Source organism: Streptomyces sp. NPDC046977, from assembly GCF_040644455.1.
In the GTDB taxonomy this organism is placed as follows: Bacteria; Actinomycetota; Actinomycetes; order Streptomycetales; family Streptomycetaceae; genus Actinacidiphila.
The window spans coordinates 40,146-55,846 of record NZ_JBEYWO010000031.1 but is presented as its reverse complement, the minus strand read 5'-3'; the positions used below and the strand labels follow the sequence as shown (position 1 = coordinate 55,846).

Sequence of the window (15,701 nt, the reverse complement as noted above, 5' to 3'; positions counted from 1 at the left end):
GCGCTGCCAACACAATCTGACCGAGGACCTAGCAGAAGCGCCCGAGATCCACGGCCGGGCTCGTCCTTCTATCGCAGCCAATCGAGACGAGGTCTAAGTTACGGAGCATGCTCGTAGCCGCTGCCATCTGTCCCTCCTTGCCGTCGCTCGCGTATGCGGCGGACGTCGGCGCGCCCACATGCCCGGAGCCGCTGCGCGCGGCGTGTGCGGAGGCAGTGGCAGTAGTTCTGAGCGAGGGTCCGGAGATCGTGGCCGTGGTCGCCCAGGGAACGCGATCCCTCCTCTACGAGGTGGGTGCCCCTTGGGCGTCGAGGGGCCTCGGAGTCCCCATGAACCGACACCTCGGGCAGGGCCGGCCCGCGGAAGCGACGGCCATCAGGCTGCCGAGGGCGCTCAGCATCGGTGCGCATCTGCTGCAGCAGGCAGGCTGGAGCGGTCCTGTGCGTGCCTACGAGCTTGACGATGCCCGGAGCTGGTCAGCGAACGGCGAGGACGGCGTCCACCTGGCCAGGTGGGCAGACCGCGTTGGGCTGCTGGTGATGGGCAACGGTCCGACCCGCGTCGGCACGGACGGGGCTCTGCGCCCTGACCCGCAGGCCGAGGAGATCGACTCAGGCATTGCCACCGCGCTGGCCAGCGGTGACGTGGACGGGTTCTTCCCGAACTTGGACGCGGACCTTGCTCGCGAGCTGGGAGTGTCGGGGCGGTCGCCTTGGCAGCTGCTGGACGGGGCCGACGAGGACCTGGCCACCCACCGGCTCCTGTACGCCGAGACCGTGGACGGCGTGAGCTGTTTCGTGGCGACCTGGTCACCCTGAAGCGTCGCCCTCGGTATCGGGCGGCCACTCCCTTGTGGAGCCCGTCCGCAGGTTAGGCGGCCTATCGGTGGGGAGATCCACAGAGCGCGAGTGGGGTCACCCCTGAGCGCCGGGTGGGGATTTTCAAGGAGCCCCGTCAATGTAAACAAGGCCCCCGAAGACCTCTCCCCATGGTGCCGAGGGTCTCCTGCCGGCCACCCCGCCAGGATCGGCTTCCCGCCTCAACCCCCGCGGAGCGTGCCGCCGTCTCATGTCAGGAGCCGGGCGACCTCTGCGGGGTGGGCGAGGTGCGGGAAGTGGCCGCTGCCGGGCAGCACGGTGATCGTGACGTCGGGCAGGGCCCCGCAGAGCCACACGCGGTACTCCGGGTCGGGCTCCGCGCCGGCGACGTAGTGGTACGGGGTGCCCTGGGCGGCGATGCGTTCCACCCGGGCGGCGTTGCGCTCGTCGAGCGTCGCGAGCTCGGTGGTCAGCAGGTCGTCCCAGTACGTCAGCAGCAGCTCCGCCGCGGGGATGCCGGATCGTCATCACTACCCCCCGCTTTCGGAGCACATCCGTCGAGCGCATCGTGGCGCCGCAGCACGAGGTCGTGTCGCATGCGCAGGGCTCGCACGGTGCGGGAGGCCCCGAGGGGTGGCGGGATCCTCTCGGTCGTCTCGGCTCACGCCCTGCGGGACGGGAGAAAGATCCCGGGGATCGGTGCTTGTCGGGCTTCGCGGGTGCCGGGCGCCGCATTGTTTGGGCCTATAAGTACCCTTTGTGGAATTTTGGAGATTTGCACAATATGGGATGATTCTCTTATGCCGTGGAGTCTTCCGAAGCGCGATCCGACGAGTCGGCCGGATCGTCCCGGGAGTCGCGTCTCCGACCGGGGGACCATCTCCTCCGCGGACGAGGAACTGCTCCGCACGTTGTACGCCGAGCATGCTGGGCCGCTGTTCCACTTCGTGCTGCGATTGACCTCGGGAGACTGGCAATGGGCCGAGGATGTGGTGCAGGAGACGCTGCTGCGGGCCTGGCAGCATCCCGCGGCGTTCGACCCCGAACGCGGTCCGGCCCGGGCGTGGCTGTGCACGGTTGCGCGGCATCTGGTCGTCGACGCCCGGCGGGCCCGCCGGGCCCGGCCGACCGAGGTCGACGGCGATGCGCTGGAACAGATCGCGGAGCGGACGGCCGGGGAGGACGAGATCGAGCAGGCGCTGCAGAGCTGGGCGGTGGCCGACGCCCTGCGGACCCTGTCCCCGGACCATCGGGCCGTGCTGCTGGAGACGTACTACAGGGGCCGGACGATGGTCGAGGCGGCAAAGGTGCTCGGCCTTCCGGTGGGCACCGTGAAGTCGCGGACGTACTACGCCTTGAAGGCGCTGCGGCTGGCGCTGCAGGAACGGGGTATCGAGCCGTGACAGCGGCATGGAGGAGGTGTGGAGCATGAATGGCGGCCATGACGCCGTCCGGCTGTCCCTGGGCGGGTACGTGCTGGGAACACTGTCACCGGCCGAGACGGAACAGGTGCGCGCCCACCTCGCGGAATGCGACGAGTGCCGCGCCGAGCATGCCGAGCTGGCGGGACTGCCCGCGCTGCTCGCGACGGTCAGCGTCGCCGAGGCCGAAGCCGCGACCGAGGCCGCGCCTGCGGCAAGCGGGGAACTGGCCGACCGGCTGGTGCGGCGGGCCGCGGCAAGCACACCGCCGCTGCCCTCGACCGCTGCCGTACCGGGCACCCCGCGGCAGACCGAGCGAGGCCGGCTCGACCGGTTGCTCCAGCAGGCCGCGTCCCGGCGTCGCACCACCTGGCGCAGGCAGCTGGTGGGGGTCGCCGCGGCCACGACGCTCATCGCCGCAGCTGCCTCGGGCGGCACGTGGCTGGCGGTCATCGCCTCCACCGGCAGCCAGGTGGCGCAGCCCGCACCGACGTCACCTGCCCCGGTCCGCACGTTTTCCGGAACCGACCCCACCACCGGCGTGTCCGCCTCCGTGAAGGTCTCCCCCGCCGCCTGGGGCAGCGCCCTGCAGGTCTCGGCCAAGGGAGCGCCCCCCGGAATCACGTGCCGGCTGCAAGCGGTCGGGGTCACGGGCACCACGGCGACCGCCGCCACCTGGCAGGCCGGCAAATACCCGGGCGGCGCCAAGATTTCCGGGACGGTCCCCATGTTCCCGGAAGCGATCAGCCACTTCGACATCTACGCCGGCAGCGGCCAGAAGCTTCTCACCGTGTCGGCGTGAGGCCTCCGCCCCGGCTTGTACCCCGTGGCCGGCGGTGATCACCCGCCCCCGGCTCCCCTACGCACGGGGCGGACGGCGGTTCCGGGCCGCCGGTGCCTGCCGCCCGGCCAAGCGGACTCTCAGGTCACGGGCGGGGGCGGGGGCCCCGCCGGCTGCTGAGGGGGCGCTTGTCCCCCGGCACCTGTCAGCCCCCTTTCCCGGACGTTGGACCTTCCTGCTCAACGGCGAGTCGGCCCTCGCCCGGCCCGGCCCACCCACGTATCCAGGCCCTTGGGGGCCCGGCCTGTGCGCGCCCGGGCCCCTGGCAGGACGTCACCGATGCCGTCGTCCCTGTTCGGCCGGAGCCGACCGGAAAGCGGCGGCCAGGTCGTGCTCGGTGATCTCGTCGGCGGGGCGGTGAAGTGTCCAACGGCGGCGCCCGCCGTCCATGGGCAGCACCTCGACGACGGTGTCCCACGGCGGGCAGCCGACTTCACCACGGCCGAACTGGCGGATCTTGACGGCGGTGTCGTCGTCCAGACCGAGCAGAACGCGCACGGCTTCGGCCAGTTCGCGAAGGTGCGGACTCGGCCAGGCGATTCCTGGGCGTGGTTCCAGGTGCATGGGAGATACCCCTTGGGTTCCGGGAGGAGTGGCGGGTGGCGTCGGGAGCGGGCTTCGTCGTGGGGGTTCAGTCCCGGACCGGTGACGTGACGCAGGGTCGGGCAGCGCGGTGCTGTGCGGACAGCGCCATCTGCCAGACCGTCAGGAGCAGCAGCGTCCCGGTCTCGGCGAGGAGGGAGAGGACGGCCTGTGGTGCGGGCTGCAGACCGCGCTCGGTGAAGCCGAACACGCCCACGGTGCGCGAGGCGGCGAAACCGCCCAGAGCCCCGAGCGCGACGCCTGCCGCCGCGGCCCTCAGCAGCAGGGGCGGGCTCCCCCACAGCAGCAGCGCGGCCAAGGCGAAGGACGCCCCGGCCTGCAGGAGGAACATCGGGCCGACGATATGCACGAAGCGGTACTCGGCGAGGTAGAGCTGGGCGTGGATGTATCCGCCGCCGGCGAGCGTCGCGGCAGTCGCCCACCGCAAGGCCGGGATGAGCAGTGTTCGGGTGTTCATGCCAGCCTCTCATCCTTGATGGCCAGTTCGCGGTCGCCCTGGCGGTAGCCGACGCTGCGGATGCCCAGTGCGTCCTTGAGCTGCCGGGCGGGAACGACCTGCGGGGTGGGCGCGGGAGCCCGGCCCGGCTTGGGCAGCGGGTAGGCGGTGGTGGTCGCGGAGTGGAAGGTGATGTTGCCCTCCGTCTTGGTGAACAGCTGGTGGACGTGCCCGTTGAGACACGTGACGGAGGAAAACCGGCGCAGGAGAGCGATGACCTTCAGGGCGTCGTCGGTGCTCCAGCCCCACTGCGGGTACATCGCGAACAGCGGGATGTGGCTGAAGACCACGACGGGAGTGTCCGACGACAGTCCGGCGAGGTCCTTGCGGACGAAGTCGACCTGCTCGTTGCCGAGGTGGCCGAGCTTTTCCAGGCTCAGGGTGTTGACCAGGGCGATGAAGTGCACGCCGTGGGTGTCGAAGCTGTACCAGCCGTCGCCGAGCGTGCCCGCACCGAAGAGCCGCCGGTAGGTGCGGCCCGCATCGCCGATGGAGTCGTGCTCCCCGGGGACGGTGAAGACGCGGTCTGTCCTCATTCCCGCCATCATCTGCTTGACCTGGTCGAACTGCCCAGCCGTGGACAGGTGGGTCAGGTCGCCGCTGTGCATGACGAAGTCAGGCTTGAACCCGAGCGAGTTGACCTGGTTGATCGCCTCGGTGAACGAGCCGGCCACGTCCGTGTTCGCCGGACCCTGGAACCCGATATGGCTGTCGGAGACCTGCACGAACCGCAGCGCGCCACTTCCCACGGCGGCACCCGTGTTGGCGTGAGCGTGGGCGTCCTGGGCCTCGGCGATGTGGCTGACCACCTCTCCGCCGGCCACGGTCAGTACGACCGCACCGCCGAACCACCCTGCATGGCGCATGAGCTGGCGGCGCGTCATGCCGTGTTCGGTGCCGCCCCGGTCGGTGTCGTGGCTGTAGTGGTCGGTCATCAGGTCACCTCCACGGTGGCGGTCATGAACGGATGGATGGTGCAGAGGTAGGCGTAGGTGCCGGGTTTGGTGAACGTGTAGCGGTAGGTGGCGTGGGTGGCCAGGGCGGCGGACTGCAGCGGGCCGCCCGCCGCGGCGCTGGTGACGGTGTGGGCGTCGGTGTCCTGGTTGGTCCAGGTCACCGTCGTCCCCGCCTTCACCTTCAACGTGGCCGGGGAGAAGGCGAAGTTCTTGATGGCCACGGCGTTGCCGCTCACCGGCGCGGCCGGCGCGGCACTCGAGGAAGTCGTGGGCATGTGCATGCTGGGCATCGGCGAGGCGCCGGGAGGGGTGCCCGCCGTGTTCCCCGGCCCTGCGGCACCGGGCATCCCGGCCGTCCGGTGCTGACCCGGACCGGGTGTGACGGCGCCGGGTCCCGAGGACGAGGGATGGGGTGACAGAACGCATGAGCTGAGGAGCCCCAGCGCGCCGACGGTGGCGAGGGTGGCGACGCCCAGCCCGGCCGCAGCGCGTGATCGCCGGCCCGGTGTGCGGAAGTTCAGATGCATGGTGTTGGTTCCTGACTGGTCGGGAGGAGACGGGAGCTGCGACGGCAACCGCAGGGATGTGTGGTGGATGCCGTATGCCGTGTTCATGGCCTGTCCCGGTGCTGTACGCGTGCAGCGCCGCGCACAGCCGCCGCCGCGGCGTGCGCCGGGTACCGGCCGGGGCCACTCGGTGGCGCCGAATTCGATGTGCCAAGGCACGACGGGCATGACCGGCGCCAGGAACGCATGCGTCGCACGGTGTGTCCCGGTCGCCTCCGATCCGTCCTCAGGCACATCGGGAATCGATGAGGAACTGCGCGGAAGCCGGCTTCTGCCCCACTCCACGGACGACGAGGGCCATACGGTTCGACACATATGGACTTTTATGCTGCTTCTTTGGCTTCTTGGTGTCGCCGCAGATCGGCCGGCCCGGGAACCCGTGCACGCACGACCCCGGCGATGTCGCGGGACAGCCGCCGACGCACCCCCGCAGCACTCACAGAGCGCTGTTCCGCGCCCGCCTGTGCGTCACAGAAAATGAGCCATGCCCAGGCACCACGGCCGACGCATGTCCTGGAATTTCCGAAAACGTGACCCGAAGACCGATCCGGATCGCTCCGCAGGCCGTGTCTCAGGTAGAGGGACTCTTCCGGCCGCGGACGAGGAGACCGCTGCACCCAGGGCACCTGTTCCACTACGTGCTGCGACTTACTCAGGAGATCGGCAATGGCCGGAGGACGTGGTGCAGGGGATGCTGCCGCGGGCGTGGCAGCATCCCGCCGCATGCGATCACGCAGGCTGCCCGGCCCGGGCACTGCTGTGCACGGTTGCCCGGTTTCTCCGATCATCGGCGCCCGTCGGACCCGGCAGGCCACGCCCGCCGACGCCGTACGGACGCCCTCCCTGGACCAGCGCGCGTTGCCGCCGCAGACCTCCTACCGGGGCCGCACCACGGTGGAGGCCGCACGGGTGCCGGGCATCTCGCCGGGCACCGTGACGTCACGCACGTACGACGCCCTGCACGACCCGCTGCCGGCGCCCCGGGAACGGAGGACCGCGCCATGACCGCGGGGTGCAGGAGGTGGCGACCATGAGCGCCGAGCACGACGCCCTCCGGCTGGCGCTGGGGGGATACGTCCTGGGCACACTGCCCCCGGCAGAAGCGGAACAGGTCCGCGCCCACCTCACGGAATGCGACGAGTGCCGGGCCGAACACATCCGGCTGTCGGGACTGCCCGCACTGCTCGCGACAGTCACCGCGGCAGCGGCCGAAGCCGCGGGGCACACGGTGTCGGCGGCGAACGGAGAGCAGGCCGACCGGCTGGTGGCACGGGCAGCGATGAGCACACAGGGCCACCGAGACGCCGCGCCACGCCCTGCGGCGCCGGCGCCGCAGGCCGGTGTCCTGGACGGACTGCTCGGGCGGGCCGCGGCACGGCGCCGCAGGACCTGGCGCCTGCAACTGGCCGGCGCCGCCGCCTCCCTGACGTTCATCGCGGCAGCGGCCGGCGGCACATGGCTGGCGGCCGGCGGACCCCCGAGCAGTCAGGCGACGCCACCCGGACCGACCGCATCGGCCGCCTGGCGCACGTTCTCCGGAACCGATCCCGCCACCGGCGTCTCGGCCACAGTGAAGGTCTACCCCTCCGCCTGGGGCAGCGTCCTGCAGGTCTCCGCCAAGGGCGCACCCGCCGGAATCACCTGCCGCCTGCAGGCGGTAGGGCCCGGCGGCGCCAGGGCGGACGGCGCCAGCTGGCGGGCAGGCGAGTACCCACCCGGCACGACGATCACAGGAGCGGTCGCCATGTCGTCGGGAGCCATCGAGCATTTCGAGATGCTCACAGGAGACGGCCACAAGCTGGTCACCATCCGGTCGTAAGGCACTGACGCCCACCTCACACCGCGCTGCCGCTGCGCCCGCACCACCTGTCGCGGCCCGGCCGCCGGCTGTCGTCCACTCCCGTCACACGGCCTCGGCAATAGCGGGCCGGCCACCCCTACCCGGGACCCCCAGGAGCCGGGCACCCTCACCACCGGCTCCCGCGAACCAGCGCGGTCCTGGGCCGGCTTGACGCTTCGAGCGCGCCGACGATCGGCCGGGCGCACCAAGCGCCACGGGCGCCCTGCCCGGCTGAATACGGCACCGGTCAAGCCCTCACACAGGCGCACGGGTCCAGCCGGGCCGCCGTACTGGAGCGACCGACGAGAAATAGAGCAAAAGGTGCGAATGGCTCGAACCGATGAGCATGCGCCGTCCGTGGAACTGAATGAGCGCGCCCATGCAGGACCGACCCACCGACCGCCCCGACCTTGCCCGCGGTCCCCCAATCCGAGCTCCGCACCCCCACAGAAGAGCCAGAGACCATGTTCGTGACCGATTCGCCCCACCCGAGTCCGCTGCTCGACCAGCCCTGCCGCCACCAGGCGCTGCTCACCCTGCCCGCACAGGAAGCGCACGTCTCCGCCGCCCGCCACTTCGCGGCCGACCTGCTCGAGACCTGGAGCGTGCCCACCGGCGAACGGGACTCCGCCGTACTCATCGTCGACGAACTCACCACCAACGCGGCCCAGTACGGCCGCGAGCACATGACCCTAATGCTCGTCCTCGACCACGGCACCCTCCACATCGTGGTCACCGACTCCGGCACGACCGTGGAGCGCCCTCGTCGCGACATCGCCCCCGACGAACACGGCCGGGGCACCGGCATCGTCCAGGACCTCGCCCAGTCCACCGAGGTCCACCAGACACGCCGCGGCCGCGAGGTCCGCGCCTGCCTGAGGTGTTCGGCATGACCGGCCCGGGCGTTCCGCGCGAGCCGTGGCGCCGGGACACCCGACGATCCCGTGCGTCGGCCCTTGCGACCCGTGGCCCCTGCCCCATCGACGGCCGCCCCGGCACTGGCCCGGTCCCCCTGCGGTCCGCGGCGCATCCACCGGCCCCCGACCACGACAGGGTGCTGTCTCCACGTTGCAGCGCCGGCCCCTGCGTACCGGCGGAGTGGTGACCGTGGACGTCACCCCGAACCGCCGCCACGAGGACATCGGCGCCCGACCCGCGCGCGAGGCGTACACGAACGCGCCCGATCTGCATCGCGAGATGCACCAAGTACTCGCTCTCGACGCCGAACGCGACGGCCGCCAAGCCCGACCCGTCACCCGCCCCCCGGCCAACGCGACAGCCGCCGAACGGGCCCGACTGCTGCGCCGGGCCGCCCTCATGGACCGGATGGCCCTGGACGACCCCCGCCCCGGCCCCCTTGCGGCAGCCGCAGAAACCGCCGAACAACTCCTCCTGCACGACCGCCGCCATCCCGACCAAGTGGCCGGCCCCCACCACCCCGACACGACCGCACCCGCCCCCACCTGCCGCTTCTACGTCCGCCAGGAATACGCCGCCTGGACAGCCGCCGGCCGCCCCGGAACCTGAATCAGGCGAACGGGACGACAACTCTCGTGGCAGCGGCCGAGGCCCTGCGCGCCCGCAGAGCGCCGGGGACATGCGCGGGGCAGCACGACACGACGCACCGCGGACGCCCCCGTTCCCACTACTGCCCCGCAGCAACAAGCAGCACGACCACCGAGGCGGGCATGAAACCCGACACGTCCGAAGGAATGGTGTGACCATGTTCCGCAATGCACTGGAACCCTGGCACCTGCTGATCCTGATCGCGGTGCTCGTTCTGATCTTCGGTTCGAAGAAACTACCCGACGCCGCCCGGGCGCTGGGCAAGTCCATGCGGATCCTCAAGAGCGAGACCAAGGCCATGCACGACGACGGCGCCTCACGCGAGCCACACCCCGAGCCTGAACCCGCACCCGGACCGGGGCCGGGGACGATCCCGGACGCTCCCCAAGCCACCGCGCCGACGGACAGCACGACCGGCCGCCGAGACTGAGCCCCGTCAATCGGCGCCCCTGGCCGAAGCCTTGCCGGCCCACTGGCCTCCCGCGCTCCCGCTCCACCCGCAACGCCGTCCGCGGTTCCGGCCTGGACCAACCGCCATCTGAACCCGCAACCGGCGCCATGGTCAACCGCACTGACGCAGGACCGGCAGTCCCCGGTCCGCCGCACGAGACGAGGACGTGGCGTGCCTCCATCAGCCCGCAACAAGGAAAAGGATCCCGAGCGGCGGATGCCGCTCGCGGGGCACCTTCGTGAGATCCGTAACCGCCTCGCCAAGGCCGTCCTGGCCATCCTGGTCGTCACGATTGCCGCAGCCTTCCACTACAAGGGCATCGTGAACTTCGCCACCAGGCCGGTACTGGACTCGGTCGGCTGCCCGACGTCCTTCGCCGATCTGGCCAAGCGGACCGCACACACCACCTGCGCGCACATCACCATCAACGGCCTGCTCTCACCCTTCACCCTCGCGCTGAAGGTGTCCTTCATGGCCGGCGTCGTACTCGCCTCGCCGATATGGCTGTACCAGCTGTGGGCGTTCGTTGCCCCCGGCCTGCACAAGCACGAGCGGAGATACGCCTACGCGTTCGCCGGCGCGGGCGTCCCGCTGTTCTTCGGCGGCGCCGTCTTGGCCTACAAGGTGCTCCCCACGACCGCGACGGTGCTGATCCACTTCACCCCGCACGGCGTCGACAACCTCCTGCCGCTCGACGACCTGCTCAACCTCGCCACCCGCATGGCGGTCGTTTTCGGCCTCTCCTTCGAAATGCCCCTGCTGCTGGTGATGCTCAACCTCACCGGAGTACTGTCCGCCCGGCGGATCATCGGCTGGTGGCGCGGCGTGATCATAGGAATCACCGCCTTCTCGGCCGTGGCGACACCGAGCACCGACCCGCTGACCATGCTGGCGCTGGCCGCGCCGATCTGGGTGCTCTACTTCGCCGCCGTTGTCCTGTCGCTTCTCAACGACCGGCGCAAGGCCCGGAGAGACGCAGCGGAACCCGGCGACCCCGACCCCGCACCGCAGGACATCGGCGAGACGGAATCAGCGACCGCCGGCGAGCCCCCGCCCGCGCGTCCGGGCTGACGTCGGTATTCCCTCCGCCGGGCTGCCGGCCGACGTTGCCTCCCCCGCCCCGTTCCCCCACCTCACCCCCCGTTTCCCGGCCCGGCGGCCGGAGGGCAACGGGAAACCCGTCGACCCCGGCGGGCGGCGCCACAAGTCTGTGTCCCGTCGGCATACGGCACGACCGTGGCCGGCGGCAACGCAAGGGGGCGCCCTCTCCGGTGCCGCACGGGGGACCGGGCGGCACCGGGGATCCGGAGCCATGAGGTGGCAGGGGGAATCGGGATCCATGAGACGTGCGCTCATGTCGTGGTGCGCGGTGACCGCGCTCGCCACCGCCGTAGTGACTGGTTGCGGTGACAGCGGTGTCGGCGCCGGCGACGCCCACGGACAAACCCGCCAGGACACTGGCGTGCGCACACCGGCGCTGACCTGGCGGGAGGAGGCCCGCGTCAACGACGCCCTCCAGCGGCTGACCAGCCGGTGCATGGGGCGCCAGGGCTTCGTCTACCAGGAGGAGCGCGAGTTGACGCTCCAGGAGAGCCGGCCCGTACGCTTCGTCCAGGACGACCCGGCATGGGCCGAGGTCTACGGCTACGGCAGCCGCATCGAGACCAAGAGCGCGCGGCTGCGCGAACGCAACGTCAACGGGACCTACCGCCAAAACCTGCCCGCCACGCGCCGCGCCCTGTTCGACCAGGCCCTGGACGGCGGCGACAGCGCCCGCATGCTCACCGCCCCGATGCCGGGCGGCGGCGAGATCCGCAAGCGCATCGGCGGCTGCACCGAGGAAGCCGAGCGCACACTCTACGGTGATCCCGCCGAGTGGTTCCGCACCAGCAAGACCGCGCTGAGCGCCAACTACCTCTACGCCGGGCGGCTGATGAAGGACCCGCAGCTCACCGCGGCCGTCCGGGGGTGGTCCGCGTGCATGCGTGAGGCGGGCGAACCCTACCCCGACCCCCAGGCTGCGCAGGACGGCGTGCGGGCGGCGGCCGTACGACGGGGCGCGGCCCGCGCCGACGAGTCCTTCGCCGCCGAACGCCGGACCGCCGTAGCGGACGCCGGCTGCGCTCGCCGCACCCGCCTGCGGGCCGTTGCCACGGCCCGAGAGAAGCATTACCTGGACCACCTGCCCGACCGGTACGTCAAGGACATCGACACCTACCGCCGTCTCGGCCGGCAGGCCTACGACCGGGCGGTGCGCATCGTTCCGGAGCGTGACTGACCATCTCGCGCGCCGAAGCGCCCCGCCTTGCCGGCGCGGGCACCACACGGGCAACTGACGCCCCGCCCCGCCGGCGCACCACCACCGGGCACCATCGAGAAACGAGGGAAACCACCATGCGCAAGTTCACCGTCTCAGCTGCGCTCATCGGGCTCACCGCCCTGGGCGTGGCCGTCCCGGCCGCCACGTCGCAGGCCGCCGAGAGCGCCGTCGCCGGCACCGTGTGCGACAGCAAGTGGGGCGCACGCAACGGCAACATGTACGCCTGGGACGCCTACGACTGCAACGGCAGCCCGCTCGTCGTCGCCGCCGGCGACAGCTCCAGCTGGGGCGCCGCGAACGACCGGGCATCCTCGGTGATGAACCGCGGCTACACCGGAAGCCTGTCCATCGTGAAGTTCTTCTACCTGGAGAACCACCAGGGCGGCCACACCTGCCTGTACCCGGGCGAGCTGTACGCCGACAACCTGTCCGACAACCAGTTCACCGACGGCAACGTCGTGGACAACAACATCCGCTCGCACCAGTGGGTCAGCGGCGGCTGCGGAGCCACCCTGACCTGATCCGCCCGGCCGGCGAGCGGGGGCGCCGCTCTCACCTGGGGGCACACACCGCAGCGACGCACGTCCGAAGCCGCCGACGCGGCTTCGGACGTGCGTCTTTGCACGCCGAAGAAACGCCGGGATGCCCCGGTCGTCTCCCCGGCAGCCTTGCCGTGCGCCGCGGCACGGCCGTACTGCCCCGGGGAACATCGTGGCCGACCCACGCCACGCAACCGAAACAGACCACCACAACGCGGAGAACCCGGGGCCTGCCGGTTCCGACCCGGCCCACAAGAGCCACTGCAGCAACGACTGCCTCAGCACGATCGAGCGGGGCTCTGCAACCAAGTGCTGGACGCGAAACCGCAGGTGCCCCGCCTCGCCGAGCGCGCGCCGCCGCAACAGCTGCCAGGACCATGCGACCAGGCGGACGGGACCGGCACGCAATGCCGGGGACTGCCGGCGCTCGTGCCGCAGAACTCGGCGTGGGTATTCGGCCGGGAACGGGCGACCGCCGCTCTGATCGGGCGGGTCTTCGAACGGCTCCGCAGCGGGTGCCGATGCTCGTCGCGCCGTCCGGCGCGGGTGAGCCGTCCCTGCTGCACGCCGGTCCCCTCCCGGCGCCACGGCGGTGAGTTCCCGATGCCAGGGGCCGACCGGTGGCTGCCGGTGACCATCAACCCGATCACGCGGCCGTTCGAAGAAACTGCCGGAGCGGACCGCGAAGGCCCTTCCAGCCCCGCCGGACGCCTCCTCGAGAGCGCGGGCGAAGACTCGACCGTCCGGCTGCGGAAGGCCACCACCCACCGCCGGCTCGCCATCATCACCGGCCGCACCGGCGCGGTGCGCACCCTCGCCGCCAGCAGCACCGACGGCACCGTCCGGCTCCGGACCTCGACCCGCAGGCCCGGCTGACAGCGATCTGCCGGCTGCGGGCGGGCCCGGACGCCCGCGAGCCCGCCGGAGGTGACGGCCGTACTCCCAGGTGGGCAGAGGTTTCCCGAAGGTTTCCCGTTGCCCAGCACAGCGGGGCGACGCCTCGCACCTCGACGGGCCGGGGGCGCGGCCACCAGGCTGCTGTCCGACCAGTTCCGCACACCACCAGAAAACGGGGACTCCGGCATGACCTACCGGACGAGAGTCGTCCACACACTGATCGCCCTTCTCGCCCTTCTCCTCGCCGCACCGGCCACGACCGCCGCCGCAGGCCCGCGGCACGCTCCGCAACGGGAAGCCGCCGCGTGCGGCGCTCTCGCCCCGGGAGCCTCCGCCGCCGCCGAAGCCGCCATCGCCGCCGCCTGCGCCGAGGTGGCGGCCGGCACCTGGTACACCTGGGGCGGCGGTCACGGCGCCCAACCCGGCGCCACCTACGGCCAGATCGACCCGACCGACCCCGACAGCGCACACGACCCCGAACGCCTCGGTTTCGACTGCTCCGGCCTCGTCCGCCACGCCTACGCCCGAGCGGCGGGCTCGGACATCCTCAACGGCACCGCCAGCACCCAGTACTACACCCACCGCGCGGCGAACCGCTTCACCGCCGCCCAGGGCCTGGCACCACTGCTCCCCGGCGACCTGCTGGCCTGGGGCCGCTCCGACGACCTCCACCACATCGCCATCTACCTCGGCGCAGGCAAAATGGTCGAGGCCAAGGAGTCCGGCACCCGCCTCATGGTCAGTGACGTCCGCCTGGGCGGCGACTACTACGGCGCCGTCCGCGTCAACACCGGTACGGTGACCGGCCACATCCACCGCACCTGGGGCAGCGGCGTGTGGACCAAGCAGGCACCCTCGCTCGGCGCCGGCCGCGTCTACGCCTTCCCCGGCCCGACCACCATCCGCGTGCAGTGCCAGAAGCACGCCGAACTCGTCGAGGCCGAGGGCTACTCCAACGACGTCTGGGCCTACCTGCCCGACTACAAGGCCTGGATGACCAACATCTACATCCAGGGACCCGCCTGGCTCGACGGGGTCCCCGACTGCAACACCGTGCCGCCCAAGCCGTGACGCACCAGGGCGCCGGTCGCCGCCACCCGCGGCCACCGGCGCCCGCAGCGCCAGGTCTACGCCAACGACTTGGACGAGCCACGGGCTCCGATGCCAGTGACCGCGCGGAGCAACCCGCCCACGGCGGACCGGGACGCCACGGAGCGGATCCGGGCGTCCCCGGCCACGCGATGAGACCACCCGCTGGAACGCATTGCCACTTGGCGATCGACGAGTTCGAAGGCGATGCCCCGGTATGCGCTGCCTCGACGTGCCCGGACGTTCCTGTCGTCACCGCACACGGACGGGACATATGGCGAGAGGGAACGGCACACGAACGCCGGTGCACCGCCGAGGAATCAGCGCAGCGGCTCCTGCCAGAGCAGCGGTAACCGCCCCACAACCACCAAGTCCCGACCGGCTGGAGGCGCATCGACGCAGAGCCGGATGCCGAGGCAACCCCCTGGACCGGCGGCCCCCGCATCACGGCAGCAGACATGTCCGCAGGGCAAAGCACACCGGTTTTGTAATCTCGCGGTGGCACACGTGATCACGACCGAGCGGGTTCCTCGGATGGCTGGACACCCCCGAGTACCGCCACGACGATGGTCGTGGGACCGGGGGTTGGGGGCAGCGTGAAATTCTCCAATACGGAGCTGTTCGTGTTCATAGCGGTCGGCATCGTCGGGCTCTTGGTGCTGGCCGCTGTCCTGGGCGCGGTGGCAGATCGCCGTTACCGCAAGCGACTCAGTGAATGGGCGGCGGCTCAAGGTTGGGCGTACCAGGTCGGCGGTGGGGGCCCATGGACCCAGCAGTTGGAACAGGGGATCGAGCGCCGGGTGGTACTCCAGCTCGAGGGCGCCCGGCGTGGCCGCCATCTGCTGGTCGCGCATTGGTGGTGCAAGATCCGGGAGTCGCCCAGCGAGTGGGGGACGGAAAGCGAGGTGGACGTCCTGATGGTGGTCGTCCTCCCGCTTCCGGTTCGGTACCCGGACGTGCGTGTGAAAAGGCGGGGCGCGGCTGCCCGCCTGGCTCGCTCGGCAGGCCGGAAGCCGGCCGCGCCGGGGCACGAGGCCTTCGACCGGGGCTTCCAGGTCCGCTGCAACGACCCTGCCGCAGGGCGCCGGCTCCTCACGCAAAAGCTGATGAACGCACATCTGGCAGGAGTCATGCCACCGCTGTGGCGCGTCAACGGACGTTTCCTCGTGGGAATATGGCACGGCAAGGTCAAGCCCTCGACCATACTTCCCCGCGTCGACCAGCTGCTGGATCTGGCCAAGCTACTCGGCACGTGACCTCCCCCGGCAGCCTCCTACGCCGGTCATCGGTCCATCGGC

19 protein-coding genes are annotated in these 15,701 nt (G+C 71.2%); 14 read left to right on the top strand and 5 right to left on the bottom strand.

What is annotated here, in order from left to right; translation table 11 throughout:
- Positions 1–329 precede the first annotated feature (329 nt).
- Positions 330–818: a hypothetical protein gene (locus ABZ883_RS34610; protein ID WP_360913380.1), complete on the top strand. Its 489-nt coding sequence runs from the start codon at positions 330–332 to the stop codon at positions 816–818.
- 248 nt (positions 819–1,066) lie between these two features.
- On the opposite strand, the gene ABZ883_RS34605 is transcribed toward ABZ883_RS34610, so the two are convergent.
- Positions 1,067–1,312 carry an alpha/beta fold hydrolase gene (locus ABZ883_RS34605; RefSeq protein WP_360913441.1) on the bottom strand — a complete coding sequence of 82 codons (246 nt, stop codon included), beginning with the start codon at positions 1,310–1,312 and terminating at the stop codon, positions 1,067–1,069.
- A gap of 306 nt (positions 1,313–1,618) precedes the next feature.
- On the opposite strand from ABZ883_RS34605, the gene ABZ883_RS34600 reads away from it, so the two are divergent.
- Positions 1,619–2,221, top strand: a complete 603-nt coding sequence (locus ABZ883_RS34600; protein WP_360913378.1) for a sigma-70 family RNA polymerase sigma factor — start codon at positions 1,619–1,621, stop codon at positions 2,219–2,221.
- 25 nt (positions 2,222–2,246) lie between these two features.
- Positions 2,247–3,041: a zf-HC2 domain-containing protein gene (locus tag ABZ883_RS34595; RefSeq protein ID WP_360913376.1), complete on the top strand. Its 795-nt coding sequence runs from the start codon at positions 2,247–2,249 to the stop codon at positions 3,039–3,041.
- Between the two features lie 312 nt (positions 3,042–3,353).
- On the opposite strand, the gene ABZ883_RS34590 is transcribed toward ABZ883_RS34595, so the two are convergent.
- The 4 genes from ABZ883_RS34590 to ABZ883_RS34575 all read right to left on the bottom strand — a co-directional run bounded on the left by ABZ883_RS34590 (position 3,354) and on the right by ABZ883_RS34575 (position 5,410).
- Entirely contained in the window at positions 3,354–3,644 is a 291-nt protein-coding gene (locus ABZ883_RS34590) for a hypothetical protein (protein WP_360913374.1), read from the bottom strand.
- A 67-nt stretch (positions 3,645–3,711) separates the two neighbouring features.
- A complete protein-coding gene (locus ABZ883_RS34585) occupies positions 3,712–4,140 on the bottom strand; it encodes a hypothetical protein (protein WP_360913372.1) in 429 nt (142 codons plus the stop codon).
- Positions 4,137–5,114: a metallophosphoesterase gene (locus ABZ883_RS34580; RefSeq protein ID WP_360913370.1), complete on the bottom strand. Its 978-nt coding sequence runs from the start codon at positions 5,112–5,114 to the stop codon at positions 4,137–4,139. Before ABZ883_RS34580 ends, ABZ883_RS34585 begins: the two co-directional genes overlap by 4 nt.
- Positions 5,114–5,410, bottom strand: a complete 297-nt coding sequence (locus ABZ883_RS34575) for a plastocyanin/azurin family copper-binding protein (RefSeq protein WP_360913368.1) — start codon at positions 5,408–5,410, stop codon at positions 5,114–5,116. The genes ABZ883_RS34580 and ABZ883_RS34575 overlap by 1 nt, the downstream gene beginning before the upstream one ends.
- Positions 5,411–6,424: 1,014 nt before the next feature.
- On the opposite strand from ABZ883_RS34575, the gene ABZ883_RS34570 reads away from it, so the two are divergent.
- From ABZ883_RS34570 to ABZ883_RS34520, 11 genes are all read left to right on the top strand, one after another.
- Positions 6,425–6,706: a hypothetical protein gene (locus tag ABZ883_RS34570; RefSeq protein WP_360913366.1), complete on the top strand. Its 282-nt coding sequence runs from the start codon at positions 6,425–6,427 to the stop codon at positions 6,704–6,706.
- 25 nt (positions 6,707–6,731) lie between these two features.
- Positions 6,732–7,520, top strand: a complete 789-nt coding sequence (locus ABZ883_RS34565) for a zf-HC2 domain-containing protein (RefSeq protein WP_360913365.1) — start codon at positions 6,732–6,734, stop codon at positions 7,518–7,520.
- 491 nt (positions 7,521–8,011) lie between these two features.
- On the top strand, positions 8,012–8,434 hold the full coding sequence (locus ABZ883_RS34560; protein WP_360913363.1) for an ATP-binding protein: 423 nt from the start codon (positions 8,012–8,014) through the stop codon (positions 8,432–8,434).
- Positions 8,435–8,648: 214 nt separating this feature from the next.
- Positions 8,649–9,068, top strand: a complete 420-nt coding sequence (locus tag ABZ883_RS34555; protein WP_360913361.1) for a hypothetical protein — start codon at positions 8,649–8,651, stop codon at positions 9,066–9,068.
- A gap of 196 nt (positions 9,069–9,264) precedes the next feature.
- On the top strand, positions 9,265–9,537 hold the full coding sequence (gene tatA / locus ABZ883_RS34550) for a Sec-independent protein translocase subunit TatA (protein WP_360913359.1): 273 nt from the start codon (positions 9,265–9,267) through the stop codon (positions 9,535–9,537).
- A 192-nt stretch (positions 9,538–9,729) separates the two neighbouring features.
- Entirely contained in the window at positions 9,730–10,629 is a 900-nt protein-coding gene (gene tatC / locus ABZ883_RS34545) for a twin-arginine translocase subunit TatC (RefSeq protein WP_360913357.1), read from the top strand.
- A gap of 268 nt (positions 10,630–10,897) precedes the next feature.
- Complete coding sequence (locus ABZ883_RS34540) at positions 10,898–11,836, top strand: hypothetical protein (protein WP_360913355.1); 939 nt, start codon at positions 10,898–10,900, stop codon at positions 11,834–11,836.
- 116 nt (positions 11,837–11,952) lie between these two features.
- Positions 11,953–12,399, top strand: coding sequence for a hypothetical protein (locus ABZ883_RS34535; protein ID WP_360913353.1), 447 nt, complete (start codon positions 11,953–11,955; stop codon positions 12,397–12,399).
- A gap of 621 nt (positions 12,400–13,020) precedes the next feature.
- Positions 13,021–13,293: a hypothetical protein gene (locus ABZ883_RS34530; protein WP_360913351.1), complete on the top strand. Its 273-nt coding sequence runs from the start codon at positions 13,021–13,023 to the stop codon at positions 13,291–13,293.
- A gap of 207 nt (positions 13,294–13,500) precedes the next feature.
- On the top strand, positions 13,501–14,385 hold the full coding sequence (locus ABZ883_RS34525; protein WP_360913349.1) for an NlpC/P60 family protein: 885 nt from the start codon (positions 13,501–13,503) through the stop codon (positions 14,383–14,385).
- A gap of 614 nt (positions 14,386–14,999) precedes the next feature.
- Positions 15,000–15,659: a hypothetical protein gene (locus ABZ883_RS34520; protein ID WP_360913347.1), complete on the top strand. Its 660-nt coding sequence runs from the start codon at positions 15,000–15,002 to the stop codon at positions 15,657–15,659.
- Positions 15,660–15,701: the final 42 nt, after the last annotated feature.

Bases quoted from the DNA above. Each gene is read 5' to 3' on its own strand.
- ABZ883_RS34595 (WP_360913376.1), top strand. From the start codon at position 2,247: ATGAATGGCGGCCATGACGCCGTCCGGCTGTCCCTGGGCGGGTACGTG.
- tatA (WP_360913359.1), top strand. From the start codon at position 9,265: ATGTTCCGCAATGCACTGGAACCCTGGCACCTGCTGATCCTGATCGCG.
- ABZ883_RS34585 (WP_360913372.1), bottom strand. From the start codon at position 4,140: ATGAACACCCGAACACTGCTCATCCCGGCCTTGCGGTGGGCGACTGCC.
- ABZ883_RS34590 (WP_360913374.1), bottom strand. From the start codon at position 3,644: ATGCACCTGGAACCACGCCCAGGAATCGCCTGGCCGAGTCCGCACCTT.
- ABZ883_RS34525 (WP_360913349.1), top strand. From the start codon at position 13,501: ATGACCTACCGGACGAGAGTCGTCCACACACTGATCGCCCTTCTCGCC.
- ABZ883_RS34530 (WP_360913351.1), top strand. From the start codon at position 13,021: ATGCCAGGGGCCGACCGGTGGCTGCCGGTGACCATCAACCCGATCACG.
- ABZ883_RS34610 (WP_360913380.1), top strand. From the start codon at position 330: ATGAACCGACACCTCGGGCAGGGCCGGCCCGCGGAAGCGACGGCCATC.
- ABZ883_RS34570 (WP_360913366.1), top strand. From the start codon at position 6,425: ATGCGATCACGCAGGCTGCCCGGCCCGGGCACTGCTGTGCACGGTTGC.
- ABZ883_RS34535 (WP_360913353.1), top strand. From the start codon at position 11,953: ATGCGCAAGTTCACCGTCTCAGCTGCGCTCATCGGGCTCACCGCCCTG.
- ABZ883_RS34540 (WP_360913355.1), top strand. From the start codon at position 10,898: ATGAGACGTGCGCTCATGTCGTGGTGCGCGGTGACCGCGCTCGCCACC.
- ABZ883_RS34575 (WP_360913368.1), bottom strand. From the start codon at position 5,410: ATGCCCACGACTTCCTCGAGTGCCGCGCCGGCCGCGCCGGTGAGCGGC.
- ABZ883_RS34580 (WP_360913370.1), bottom strand. From the start codon at position 5,114: ATGACCGACCACTACAGCCACGACACCGACCGGGGCGGCACCGAACAC.
- ABZ883_RS34600 (WP_360913378.1), top strand. From the start codon at position 1,619: ATGCCGTGGAGTCTTCCGAAGCGCGATCCGACGAGTCGGCCGGATCGT.
- ABZ883_RS34565 (WP_360913365.1), top strand. From the start codon at position 6,732: ATGAGCGCCGAGCACGACGCCCTCCGGCTGGCGCTGGGGGGATACGTC.